This window comes from Klebsiella electrica (assembly GCF_006711645.1).
Lineage (GTDB): Bacteria > Pseudomonadota > Gammaproteobacteria > Enterobacterales > Enterobacteriaceae > Klebsiella > Klebsiella electrica.
Genome location: NZ_CP041247.1, coordinates 1671598 through 1684161 on the forward strand (window position 1 = coordinate 1671598; position 12564 = coordinate 1684161).

At 58.7% G+C, this 12564-nt stretch carries 10 protein-coding genes; 4 read left to right on the forward strand and 6 right to left on the reverse strand.

What is annotated here, in order from left to right:
* Window positions 1-26: 26 nt before the first annotated feature.
* Window positions 27-968 carry a sugar-binding transcriptional regulator gene (locus Electrica_RS08010; RefSeq protein ID WP_141964220.1) on the reverse strand — a complete coding sequence of 314 codons (942 nt, stop codon included), beginning with the start codon at window positions 966-968 and terminating at the stop codon, window positions 27-29.
* 268 nt (window positions 969-1236) lie between these two features.
* Here Electrica_RS08010 and dalD point away from each other — a divergent pair, with 268 nt between their 5' ends.
* The 4 genes from dalD (at window position 1237) to Electrica_RS08030 (ending at window position 6139) form a co-directional block, all read left to right on the forward strand.
* Window positions 1237-2604: a D-arabinitol 4-dehydrogenase gene (dalD, locus tag Electrica_RS08015; RefSeq protein WP_131048129.1), complete on the forward strand. Its 1368-nt coding sequence runs from the start codon at window positions 1237-1239 to the stop codon at window positions 2602-2604.
* Between the two features lie 9 nt (window positions 2605-2613).
* Window positions 2614-4077 (forward strand): xylulokinase, encoded by a 1464-nt coding sequence (xylB, locus tag Electrica_RS08020; RefSeq protein WP_015583873.1) that lies wholly within the window; start codon window positions 2614-2616, stop codon window positions 4075-4077.
* A 69-nt stretch (window positions 4078-4146) separates the two neighbouring features.
* Window positions 4147-5424, forward strand: coding sequence for an RbtT/DalT/CsbX family MFS transporter (locus tag Electrica_RS08025; RefSeq protein ID WP_131048128.1), 1278 nt, complete (start codon window positions 4147-4149; stop codon window positions 5422-5424).
* Between the two features lie 52 nt (window positions 5425-5476).
* Window positions 5477-6139, forward strand: coding sequence for an HAD family hydrolase (locus tag Electrica_RS08030; RefSeq protein WP_141964221.1), 663 nt, complete (start codon window positions 5477-5479; stop codon window positions 6137-6139).
* An 83-nt stretch (window positions 6140-6222) separates the two neighbouring features.
* Here the strand turns inward: Electrica_RS08030 and yegS are convergent, their stop codons facing one another.
* The 5 genes from yegS to mdtD all read right to left on the reverse strand — a co-directional run bounded on the left by yegS (window position 6223) and on the right by mdtD (window position 12563).
* The gene (gene yegS, locus Electrica_RS08035) at window positions 6223-7116 is read right to left on the reverse strand and encodes a lipid kinase YegS (protein ID WP_141964222.1); all 894 of its coding nucleotides are present in this window, start codon (window positions 7114-7116) and stop codon (window positions 6223-6225) included.
* 283 nt (window positions 7117-7399) lie between these two features.
* On the reverse strand, window positions 7400-8761 hold the full coding sequence (gene trhP, locus Electrica_RS08040; RefSeq protein WP_141964223.1) for a prephenate-dependent tRNA uridine(34) hydroxylase TrhP: 1362 nt from the start codon (window positions 8759-8761) through the stop codon (window positions 7400-7402).
* 168 nt (window positions 8762-8929) lie between these two features.
* Window positions 8930-9652, reverse strand: a complete 723-nt coding sequence (baeR, locus tag Electrica_RS08045) for an envelope stress response regulator BaeR (protein ID WP_100685251.1) — start codon at window positions 9650-9652, stop codon at window positions 8930-8932.
* On the reverse strand, window positions 9649-11151 hold the full coding sequence (baeS, locus tag Electrica_RS08050) for an envelope stress sensor histidine kinase BaeS (protein WP_141964224.1): 1503 nt from the start codon (window positions 11149-11151) through the stop codon (window positions 9649-9651). Before baeS ends, baeR begins: the two co-directional genes overlap by 4 nt.
* Complete coding sequence (mdtD, locus tag Electrica_RS08055; RefSeq protein ID WP_141964225.1) at window positions 11148-12563, reverse strand: MFS transporter; 1416 nt, start codon at window positions 12561-12563, stop codon at window positions 11148-11150. Before mdtD ends, baeS begins: the two co-directional genes overlap by 4 nt.
* Between the last annotated feature and the right edge of the window lies 1 nt (window position 12564).

A 12564-nucleotide genomic window follows, 5' to 3' on the forward strand; every position in this document is an offset into this window, starting at 1 on the left:
GAGCGCGGCGGCAGTGAGAACCGCCGCTAGCGCGTCAGCAGCCAGCGGGCGGTGTGCTCATCCGTGACCAGGCCGTTGATCCAGCCCCCTTTCAGCGCCGCCAGTATCGCCGGGCGTTTATATTCTCCGCAGGCCACCGCAATGCGCGGGCACTGATTCTGGCGAATATCGTAGCTGGTGATCATCCGGTTGATATTACTCTCCACCACGCCGCCGTCGGCATCAATGAAGCGGCCGAGAATTTCGCCAATCCCGCCCTGGGTCGTCAGCTCATCCAGCTGCGCCTGGTTGATAAAGCCGTCTTTAAAGATGGGGCTGTTGGTGCCAAGCGGGCCGATGCCGACGAAAATCACGTCCGCCTGCTGCGCCACGCCTGAGACGTTGCGGAACAGGCGGCTGGTGCACCACATTTCATGTTCATCTACGGTTTGCGCGTAGCGCGGCGCGGGCCATTGATAATATTTGGCCTGGATTTTTCGCGCCAGCAGCAGAGGAACATCGTCGTAATAGTTGCACTGGCCGTCGGCGTCCATGGCGCTAATCAGCGCCACGCAGCGCGTATTCAGGCTGTCGAAGTCGATCCGCTGCATGGTCTTTTTCAGCGTCAGCCCGGAGCCGATGCCGATAATTTTCGCTTTATCATCCTGCAGATAGCGGGCCATCAGCTGGTAACAGCCGAAAGAGACGCTGTCCAGCGTGCTCTCTTCGCTCCACGCGGGAACGATATTGCAGTCGACCAGCCGGTATTTCTCCTGCAACAGCTGCGCGTAGTCGAGGCAGTTGGCCACCGGATGGTGAAGGCCGATCGAGACGATTCCCTCTTCTTTAGCGGCGGCGATCATTCGCTGTACCACCGGCCTTGAAGTCCCCAGCTGGCTGGCGATCTCGCTTTGATTCAGACCGGCAATATAGTACATCCATGCGGCGCGAACCTTCTGATCCAGCCTGATGTCTTCTTCTTTACCCATGATTCCCTGCCTTAAGCGTATGGTCATAAACAGGCCCGGCCTCATTCGATCCGATAAAGGGTTCCCGCGGTCTCTGGCGTCAGGAGTCTGCATGGCGAATGATTCAGGTGATAGCCGCATTCTCGCCGCGGTTTTTAAATCAGGCAAGCTTTTGCTCTTATTTGGTCATTTGTAATTTTATTGGGTAATTGCTCTTTTGTGATCTATAGCTCTTGTTTGGAACAAATGATCATCTACAGTGAGTCCCATCACTCAAGGAGATCAGAATATGAATCAGCAATTCACATGGCTTCACATCGGTCTGGGTTCATTTCATCGTGCGCACCAGGCGTGGTATCTGCATCGTTTGATCGCATCCGGCGATACGCGCTGGCATATCGCGGCGGGCAATATTCGTCAGGATGCCGAGCAGGTGGTTGAGGCGCTTATCGCCCAGAACGGGCGCTACGTTCTGGAAACCGTCAGCCCGGAAGGGGAGCGCGAATATGAAGAGATCGCCTCGATTCAAAAACTGCTGCCGTGGCAGAACGGACTGCAGCCGCTGATTGACGAAGGGGCAAACCCGCAGACCAAAGTTATCGCCTTTACCGTGACGGAAGGGGGGTACTACCTGAATACCAGCCATAAGCTGGAGACCAGCAATGCGGATTTAATCAACGATCTGCAGGGGGGCTGCAAAACCATCTACGGCACCATCGCACGCATTCTGGAAAAACGCATGGCGGATAACGCCGGACCGCTGACGCTGCTCAACTGCGATAACGTTCGCCACAACGGCGAGCGCTTTCACGACGGGCTGGTGGAGTTTCTCCAGTTAACCGGCAAGCGGGCGGTAATAGCATGGCTGGGGGCGAATGCGACCTGCCCGAACACCATGGTGGACCGCATCACGCCGCGGCCAGCGGCCGATCTGCCGGCGCGCATCAAGGCGCAAACCGGTATTGACGATAAAGCGCCGGTGATGGGCGAGACCTTTATTCAGTGGGTGGTCGAAGATAATTTCCGCGCTGAGCGTCCGAACCTGGAGGCCGTCGGCGTGGAGATGGTTGACTCGGTTATCCCTTACGAAGAGGCTAAAATCCGCATTCTGAATGCGTCGCACAGCTGTATCGCGTGGGCCGGTACGTTAATGGGTCAACGCTATATCCACGAAAGCACGTTGACCGATTTTATTTACGCTATTGCCGACCGCTACGTCACCGAAGATGTGATTCCGTGCCTCGGCGACAACGGAATCGATCTGGCGACCTACCGCGACGTGGTCCTTAAGCGCTTCACCAACCCCTATATTCAGGACACCAACCAGCGGGTTGCGGCGGATGGGTTCTCAAAAATCCCGGCGATGATCGCCCCGACCCTACAGGAGTGCTATCAGCGCGGCGCCCGCCCGGAGGCGACGGCCATGCTGCCCGCGCTGTTCTTTGTCTTTATGGAACAGTGGCACAAAGGCACTCTGCCTTACGAATACCAGGATGGCATTCTCGATGCTCAGGCGGTCCATGAAATGTTTGAATCCAGCGACCCGATTGCGCTTTATGCCAAAGATCGGGCGCTGTTTGGTTCCCTGGCTGAACGGGCTGATTTCCTGGCGCTGATGCGCGAGAAGATTGCCGCCGTCTATTCCCTGATTCAGTAGGAGCGGGCTATGTACTTAGGCATCGATCTTGGCACCTCGGAAGTGAAAGCGCTGGTTATTGATGAGAATAATGCGGTTGTCGCCAGCCATAGCGCGCCGTTGACTATTCAGCGGCCTCATCCGCACTGGTCAGAACAGGCGCCGCAGGCGTGGTGGGAAGCCACGGAATATCTGGTCGCCACGCTGCGGGAAAAATGTGGCCATCACTGGTCCGCGATTAAGGCCGTTGGCCTCTCCGGGCAGATGCACGGGGCGGTACTGCTGGATAGCGGCGGGGAGGTGATCCGTCCGGCCATTTTGTGGAACGATACGCGCTGTGCCCAGGAGTGTCGTGAGCTGGAGGAGAGGGCGCCTGAGCTGCATCAGGTCGCCGGAAACCTGGCGATGCCGGGCTTCACCGCACCAAAACTGCTGTGGGTGCGCCGTCACGAGCCGGCAAACTTTCAGCGCACGGCAACGGTGATGCTGCCGAAGGATTATCTGCGCTACAAAATGACCGGTAAAAAAATCTCCGATATGTCGGATGCCGCCGGGACGCTGTGGCTGGACGTGGCGAAACGCGACTGGTCCGATGCGCTGCTGGATAAGTGTGGCCTGTCGCGCAGTCAGATGCCGACGCTGGTTGAAGGTTGCGAGGTGTCCGCCACCCTGGACCCGCAGGTTGCCGCGCGCTGGGGCCTGAATCCCTCGGTGGTGGTGGCCGGCGGCGGTGGCGATAACGCGGTCAGCGCGATCGGCGTCGGCGCGGTCTCGCCGGGCGATGCATTTATCTCGCTGGGCACTTCCGGGGTGTTGTTCGTGGTGACCGATGCCTATCGGCCGGCGCCGCAGTCGGCGGTGCACGCCTTCTGCCACGTCTTACCGAACCTGTGGCATCAGATGAGCGTGATGCTCAGCGCCGCCAGCTGCCTGCAGTGGTTCTGCCGTTTAACCAGCACCACCGAAGTGGCGCTGCTGGAAGAGATTGCCCAGTTGAGCGAGGAAGAGAAAGCCAACGCACCGTTCTTTCTGCCCTATCTTTCCGGGGAACGTACGCCGCATAACGATCCGGACGCGCGCGGAATGTTCTGGGGCATGACCCATTCCAGCCTACGTGCCCAGCTGGGTTACGCGGTGCTGGAGGGGGTGAGTTTCGGTATCAACGATGGCTTGCAGGTACTGAAAGAGAGCGGCACGCGGATTGAACAGTGTTCGCTGGTCGGCGGCGGCGCCCGCAGTCCGTTCTGGGCGCAGCTGCTGGCGGATATTCTTGCTATGCCGGTTGTGACCCACAAAGGCGGCGAAACCGGCGGCGCGCTGGGGGCGGCGCGGTTGGCCTGTCTGGCGGCGGGGAAACCGCTGGCTGCCGTCTGCGAAAAACCAGAGGTCTACCAGACCTGGCGCGCCGCACCTGAACGCCATCACATTCTGATGCAACGCTATGCGCAATTTAAAGCGCTATATCTCAACGACCTGAATTACCGACATCACTGATTTTAATAATAAAAAATCCTCCGGTGGTTGCACCGGAGAGTCTTCCTGCACCCTGAAAACGAGGTCATTATGTCCGTGAATAGCAAACAGTGGTTCGGTCTGCCGCTGAATCTGATCTGGGGATACATCGCCATCGCCGTGTTTATGACCGGCGACGGCTTTGAGCTGGCTTTTCTCTCGCACTACATCAAGGAGCTGGGCTTCACCCCGGCCCAGGCTTCTTTCGCCTTTACCCTCTACGGCCTCGCCGCCGCCCTGTCGGCGTGGATCTCCGGCGTGGTCGCCGAGATCATCACCCCGCAGAAAACCATGCTGATCGGCTTTGTGCTGTGGTGCGTGTTCCACGTGCTGTTCCTGATTTTTGGCCTCGGCCACGCCAACTATCCGCTGATCCTGCTGTTCTACGGTATTCGCGGCTTTGCCTACCCGCTGTTCCTCTACTCCTTTATCGTCGCCATCGTGCACAACGTGAAAAGCGACGGCGCCAGCTCGGCGCTGGGCTGGTTCTGGGCGGTCTACTCGATTGGTATTGGCGTGTTCGGCAGCTATATCCCGAGCTTTACCATCCCGCATATTGGCGAGCTGGGCACCCTGTGGCTGGCGCTGGTGTTCTGCGTCACCGGCGGCATTATCGCCCTGGTCTCGCTGCGCCATATTCAGACGCCGCGCCATATGCAGAACCTCACCACCCGCGAGAAGTTTGCCGAGCTGGGGCGCGCCGCCACCCTGCTCTACACCAACCGCAATATTTTGCTTTCCAGCATGGTGCGCATCATCAACACCCTGTCGCTGTTTGGCTTTGCGGTGATCATGCCATTGATGTTTGTCGATGAGCTGGGCTTTACCACCTCCGAGTGGCTCCAGGTATGGGCGGCTTTCTTCTTCACCACCATTTTCTCCAACGTACTGTGGGGGATCCTCGGCGAGAAACTGGGCTGGATGAAAGTAGTGCGCTGGTTTGGCTGCATCGGGATGGCGCTGTCGAGTCTGGCGTTTTACTACATCCCGCAGCATTTCGGGCATAACTTTGCCATGGCGCTGGTGCCGGCGATTGCGCTGGGGATTTTCGTGGCGGCGTTTGTGCCGATGGCGGCGGTCTTCCCGGCGCTGGAGCCGCAGCATAAAGGGGCGGCCATTTCGGTCTACAACCTGTCGGCGGGGCTGTCCAACTTCCTGGCTCCGGCGATTGCGGTGGTGTTGCTGCCGTACTTCAGTACGATTGGAGTGGTGGTGGCGTACACCGCGCTGTACGTGCTGGCCTTTTTCCTCTGCGCCTTTATTCGCGTCGAGCAGCCGGGCTTTACCCTGAAGCCTGTGCCTGCGCGCAAAAGCGTTGAGTTTTCCTGACACAGTTCCCGGGCTGACAGGCGAGCCCCGTCAGCCCGGTTTGAGGTAGAAGATGAGCATCAAAGCGGTTATTTTTGACATGGATGGGGTGATTATTGATTCAGAAGCCCTGTGGCGGCAGGCGCAACGGGAGGCGCTGGCCAGCTGGGGGGCGACGGTCAGCGAGGAGGAGTGTGAAACGCTGACCAAAGGTAAACGACTGGACGATATTGCCCGCGTGTGGTGTCGGCACTGCCGGCTGGCGATTGCGCCACAGCAGCTGGAGGCGCTCATTTTACAACGTATCGTTGGATTGATTACCGCCAAAGGAGCGGCGATGGGCGGCGTCAACGAGACATTGGCGCATTTTCGTGGCCTGGGCTATCGGATTGCGCTGGCGACGTCTTCTTCTCATCAGGTGATTTCCGCGGTACTCGATAAGCTCTCTCTACGCTCCTGTTTTGATGTGATTTCCAGCGCCGATGATGAGGCGTGGGGCAAACCGCACCCGGCGGTCTACCTCTCGACCCTGGGCAAGCTGGGGCTGAGCGCCGGGGAGTGTCTGGTTATCGAGGACAGTTTTCATGGCTTTTGCGCGGCGCAGGCGGCGGGCATTGCCACGGTCGTGATTGCGCCAGACTGCCAGCATCCGCGTTTTGCCGCCGCCGTCGCCCGCCATCGCTCGTTACCGGAACTGCTGCAGACGCGCTCTGAACCTGCTCTGGCCCTCGGGTAACGACCTTATCGGTGAGCGCAGAAGCCCTGGAGATGTAAACGGTCTTTTAATCTCTTCGTTCTGCGCTCACTTTCCACCTGGTATTATTTCAGCAGCGCGCAGTCCGGCGGCAGGCGGCAGCGCAGGGCGCCCGGGAGAATTTCCATCCGGAAATGTTTACCGCTCAAAGGCTCGCCATCAAGGTTAAAGGTCATCTCGTGCGGCGCGGTGATTTCAAACCACGACGACACGCCGTCCACCAGGTTAGGGGAGTTGTCGGGGTCCGCCAGGGTAGTAAACAGCGCGGGGAGCAGCTCTTCGCCGGTAAAAACCCGCAAATGCAGCAGTCCGTCATTAATCAGGGCCTGTGGGCAAAGCTGCTGACCGCCGCCGGCCTGACGACCGTTGCCGATACCAATAACCAGCGCGTTTCCGCTCCAGCTAAAGTTCTCGCCGCGAATTTCGCAGCGGTCGGGTTTCAGAGCGTCCATACGCATCAGGCCATGAATCAGGTAGGAGACGCCGCCCAGCGCGGCTTTAAGTTTCTCCGGCGTTTCGGTGGTAATCCGGGTACCGAAGCCGCCGGTCGCCATGTTAATAAAGCCGGTTTTATCATTCACCCGCGCCACGTCGATGGCGATATCGCGGCCGACAATCGCCAGCTTGAGGGCGCTGGCGAGATCTTGCGGGATCCCGACGCTGGTGGCGAAATCATTGGCGGTACCCAGCGGCAGGATGCCGAGCGCTACCTGACTTTCACGCTGGACCAGCGCCGTGGCGACTTCATTGATGGTGCCATCGCCGCCGCCGGCAATCACCGTCCCCACCTTAAGCTGTAGCGCTTCATCGACAAACCGGGCGGCATCGCCTTTTTCCCAGGTCACCCGGACATGGATGTCGACGCCTTCCTCGCGCAACAGCGCGATCGCTTCGCGAAGCTGCGGCTCGTTAGCTCCTTTGCCATTGAGAATCAGTAAGCTGGCTGGAAACACAGGCATAGTTATGGCTTCCTTTTTGTGCAAGATGCAGAAAGTGTACCCTATGACAGCGAGGATGGATATTTTGTAAAGCCGGGCGGCGGCGAGAAAAGGGGCTTACAAAGCGGGTGGTAAAAAAATAAGCCCGCGTAAGGGAGATTACGCAGGCTAAGGAGGTGGTTCCTAGTACAGCTAGCATTTATGGGTTATGTTTTTCAGCAAAATGGATGATACCCACTTCAAACGAAACGGTGTGTGATCCGTTTCTAATATCCGCGCATCCTGAAAAAATAACCCCGATAAACTAGTTACCGTGCGGGTTTCTGGTCGTCTGACCCGTAAAGTTGCGCATCAGCAGGGCATACTGCAGCGCCATCTCTTCCGGCACAGGCAACCATACGGTGTAGCCATCGCCAGGGGCGACCGGCATCGCCTCGCCTTTGGCATTCACCATATGTTCAAGGGTGAAGTTCACGTTGCCCTGCGGGGTCATCAGCTCAAGGCTGTCGCCGACGGAAAACTTATTCTTCACTGCCACGGCGGCCAACTGGCCGTTGCGCTCGCCGGTAAATTCGCCGACAAACTGCTGGCGCTCGGAGAGGGAGTAACCGTACTCGTAGTTCTGGTAATCGTCATGGGTATGACGGCGCAGGAAACCTTCGGTGTAGCCGCGGTGGGCCAGCCCTTCCAGCGTTTCCAGCAGGCTCTCGTCAAACGGTTTGCCCGCCGCGGCGTCATCGATAGCCTTGCGGTAAACCTGAGCGGTGCGCGCGCAGTAATAGAACGATTTCGTGCGGCCTTCGATTTTCAGTGAGTGCACGCCCATCTGCGTCAGACGCTCGACGTGCGCAATGGCGCGCAGGTCTTTGGAGTTCATGATGTAGGTGCCGTGCTCATCTTCGAAGGCGGTCATGTATTCGCCCGGCCGTTTGGCCTCTTCAATCATAAACACCCGGTCGGTTGGCGCGCCGACCCCCAGCGTCGGTTCAACGGTCTTGACCGGAATCGACTCATGCTGGTGGACGATATTGCCAACAATATCTTCTTTGCCTTCCTGGACGTTATATTCCCAGCGGCAGGCGTTGGTGCAGGTGCCCTGGTTCGGGTCGCGTTTGTTGATATAGCCCGAGAGCAGGCAGCGACCGGAATAGGCCATGCACAGCGCGCCGTGGACGAAAATCTCAAGTTCCATCTCCGGCACCTGGCTGCGGATTTCGCCGATTTCGTCCAGCGACAGTTCGCGGGAAAGAATGACCCGGCTTAGCCCCATCTGCTGCCAGAATTTAACGGTCGCCCAGTTAACGGCGTTGGCCTGTACCGACAGATGAATCTGCATATCGGGGAAGTTTTCCCGTACCAGCATGATCAAACCCGGATCGGACATAATCAGCGCGTCCGGCCCCATATCCACCACCGGCTTCAGATCGCGAATGAAGGTTTTCAGCTTGGCGTTGTGCGGCGCAATGTTGACCACCACGTAGAATTTTTTCCCCAGCTGATGGGCTTCATTGATGCCCAGCTGCAGGTTTTCATGGTTGAATTCGTTGTTGCGCACGCGCAGAGAGTAACGCGGCTGGCCAGCATAAACGGCGTCTGCGCCATAAGCGAAGGCGTAACGCATATTTTTCAGCGTTCCCGCCGGGGAAAGGAGTTCCGGTTTAAACATGATGTTCTCGTTCTGATGAAAGGTCAGATTCGCCACACCCGATGCGGCGACTTGGGGAAGCACCGTTAGAACAGTGCCCACACATTAAGGGCGGGCATTGTAGCGCTGTGGGTCAGGAGAGTAAACCTTTCCCCTGAGCCCAATCTTGCCTTGCGAAACGAGGAGGGGTTACGCCAGGCGACAGGCGTCGGCCTCCCAGCGGTAGCCAACGCCGTACACCGCGCGGATAAAGGACTGCTCAGCGTCCAGCGACTCCAGCTTACGCCGCAGGTTTTTGATATGGCTGTCGATAGTCCTGTCGGTCACCACCCGATAGTCATCGTACAGATGATTGAGCAGCTGCTCGCGGGAGAAAACCTTGCCCGGCTCCTGCGACAGGGTTTTCAGCAGACGAAACTCGGCAGGAGTCAGATCCAGCAGCTTATCGCGCCATGAGGCCTGAAAACGGCCCTCATCGACAATCAGCGGGCTTTCCGCATCCAGCGCCAGCAGATCCCGGCGCGGCCGGCAGCGGCGGAGGATCGTTTTCACCCTCGCGACGACTTCGCGCGGGCTGTAGGGCTTGCAGATATAATCGTCGGCACCGATCTCCAGCCCAAGCAGCCGATCGATCTCCTCGATTTTCGCCGTCACCATGACTACCGGAACGTCGGAAAAGCGACGGATCTCCCGGCACAGCGTAAGGCCATCGGTTCCCGGCAGCATCAGATCTAACAAGATCAAATGTGGCGGGGTCTGGCGAACGTAAGGCAGGACCTTGTCGCCATGATTAATCAGCGTTGGCACATACCCTGCGGCGAACAGATAGTCGAGCAACAATTGACCCAGTTTGGGCTCATCTTCCACGACAAGAATGCGCGGGGTATTTTCATCAACAGGTAATTCGCTCATAGGTCTCTCGGTGTATCACGTTCCAGAGGTAACTCTACTTTAATGCTAACCCCGCCAAATGGCGAATGGTCGGCTCGTAAGGTGCCGCCGTGGGCTGCCACGATGTTGACACAAATGGCCAGACCCAGCCCGGAGCCGCCGCTGGCGCGGTTGCGCGAACCTTCGGCGCGATAAAAGCGCTCGCACAGTCGTTCCAGCTGTTGGTCGCTGACGCCCGGGGCGCTGTCGGCAAAATCGAGGGTGATGCGACGGCCGGTCTGGCTGGCGCTGATCAACAGACGTCCGCCGCTATCGGTATAGCGGAGGCTGTTTTCCAGCAGGTTGTTAAAAAGCTGCATCAGGCGATCGGCATCGCCAAATACCGTCGCGTTTTCCGGCAGCGAAACGGCGATGGTCAGCCCCCGGCTGGCAAAGCGTTCGCGGAAGGCGCCCGCGGCGACTTCCAGCAGCGTAATGATATCCACGGCGGTTTTTTGATAGGCCAGGGCGCCTTCATCGGACATCGAGAGCTGGTGCAGATCGTCGACCAGTTTGGTCAGGGTGGCGACCTCCGCCTGCAGCGAAGTGATGGAGTCCGGGGTGAATTTGCGCACGCCATCCTGAATGGCTTCCAGTTCGCCGCGCAGTACCGCCAGCGGGGTCCGCAGCTCATGAGAAATATCCGCCATCAGGTCGCGGCGCATTTGCTGGTTGCGTTCCAGGGTGCTGGCGAGCTGGTTAAAATCCTGCGCCAGACGGCCGAGCTCATCGCCGCTGCTGACCGCCACGCGGGTGGTGAAATCCCCCGCCGCCAGGCGGTGGGTGCCTTCGACCAGACGTTTTACCGGCGCCAGCAGGCCGCGCGCCAGCGGGAAAGTCGCCAGCGCAGCAAGGATCGTCGCCAGGGCAACAATCAGCCAGCTGGTGCGCTTTTGCTGACGGTCGAAATTAATGTCGGTATTGCGCGTCAGACGCTCGACCGGTGAAGCGATAACCTCGCCCACCGACACGCCGTTAACCATAATATTGCGTCGGCTGCCGTCTTCAGGCACCCGTTCGCGCGGGCCAACCAGGACGCGTCCTTGCTGATCAACGACCCAGAAAAGCGTGCGCCAGCCGTGCGGGGGCATATCCGCGCCGGGGCCGCGCGGGCCGTCCGGCGGCGGACCATCGGGCGGGGGACCTTCGGCGCCGGGGTGGCCGCCAGGGGCGCCAGCGGAATTTATTTTGTGCCCGCCGGGTAAACGATCGTCGTTATCGCGTTCGAACGACTTTAATAGCTGGAAAATAAAGCGATCGTTATTGCGCAGAAATTTCCAGTTGCCATGCAGGGCATACTGCTCGCTCAGCGCATCGCCCAGCATCGTCAGCCGCTGTTCATTGCCGCGCTTGATATAATCGATAAATCCGCGTTCAAAGCTGATGCGTACCGCCCAGTGCATGCTGATGAGCAGCACAATGCAGGTGGCCAAAATAGCCAGAAATAGCTTACCGGTAATACCGGGACGCCATAGCTTCATGGCTCACTCCTGTTATGTCGGGCGATAGCGGTATTGCTGTCGGTATCATCCGGAACGCGGGAAAAAATACAGGCCGGTAGCGCAATAATTACCGCCATGCTCAGGTAGGTATAGAGAAAGACCTGATGGGTGGCGGCGGCATCGGCGCTGATATGCTGCTGGCCGAACAGGCCGAGCAATATCCCGGCGAGGGTCACGCCAATACTCATCGACAGCTGCATAACCATCGACAGCATGCTGTTGCCGCTGCTGGCGAGGTCGTCCGGCAGATCTTTCAGCGTCAGGGTGTTCATCGACGAGAAGCGGCTGGAGTTGATCATCCCCTGCATAAACAGCACCACCGGCAGGAGCCAGTACCAGCCCGCCAGGGCGACGGCCATAAACAGCAGGCTAACCAGCGCCAGACCAACGGTCGCCATCATTAAGACGCGGCGGTAGCCAAAGCGGTTCACCACCTGTACCACGATACGTTTCATGCCCATACTGCCAAGCACCATCGGAATCATCATCATCCCGGCGTGAAACGGCGTAAAGCCGAGACCGATTTGCAGGAATACCGGCGTCATAAAGGGCAACATACCGCTGCCGATGCGTCCGGCAAAGCTGCCGCCGAGCCCGAGGGAGAAGGTGCGATTGCGAAACAGCTTCAGGCTGAACAGGGCGTTGTCGTTGCCCCGGGCGTAGTATAAATAGAGCAGAATCGAGGCCACACCGATCGCCACCAGCGCGCCCAGCAGCAGCGGGGAAATCCCCAGCCCTTTTTTACCGTCGAGCGCGAGGGTTAAGGTCGCCATCCCCAGCGCCAGCAGAATAAAGCCAAAAATATCGAAGCGCCGGGTCTGCAGGGTGTAGTTCGGCATCAGCCACAGGGTGGCGATGGCGCCGATAATGCCTACCGGCAGGTTGATTAAGAAAATCCAGTGCCAGGAGGCGTATTCCACCAGCAGGCCGCCGAGGGCCGGGCCAAGCAGCGGCCCGACCTGGCCGGGGAGCGTCACGAAGGTCATGGCCGCCATATACTGGGCGCGCGGCACGATTTTCATCACCGTCAGGCGACCAACGGGCACCATCATGGCACCGCCGACGCCCTGTAATACGCGGGCCAGCACTAGCCGATCGAGGGTTGCGGCCTGGGCGCAAAACAGCGACCCGAGCGTAAACAGAATGATGGCGCTAAAAAAGATATTGCGTACCCCCACCCGGTCCGCCAGCCAGCCGCTGGCCGGCAGCATAATTGCTACCGTCAACACGTAGGAGACGATGACCATATGCATATGCAAGGGGCTCTCGCCAAGGCTTTTGGCCATTGAGGGGAGGGCGGTATTCACGATAGTGGTGTCCAGCGATTGCATAAAGAAGCCGAAAGCCACTATCCATAATTGCCAGCGCACGCTGGAGGGCAGTTCTGTCATG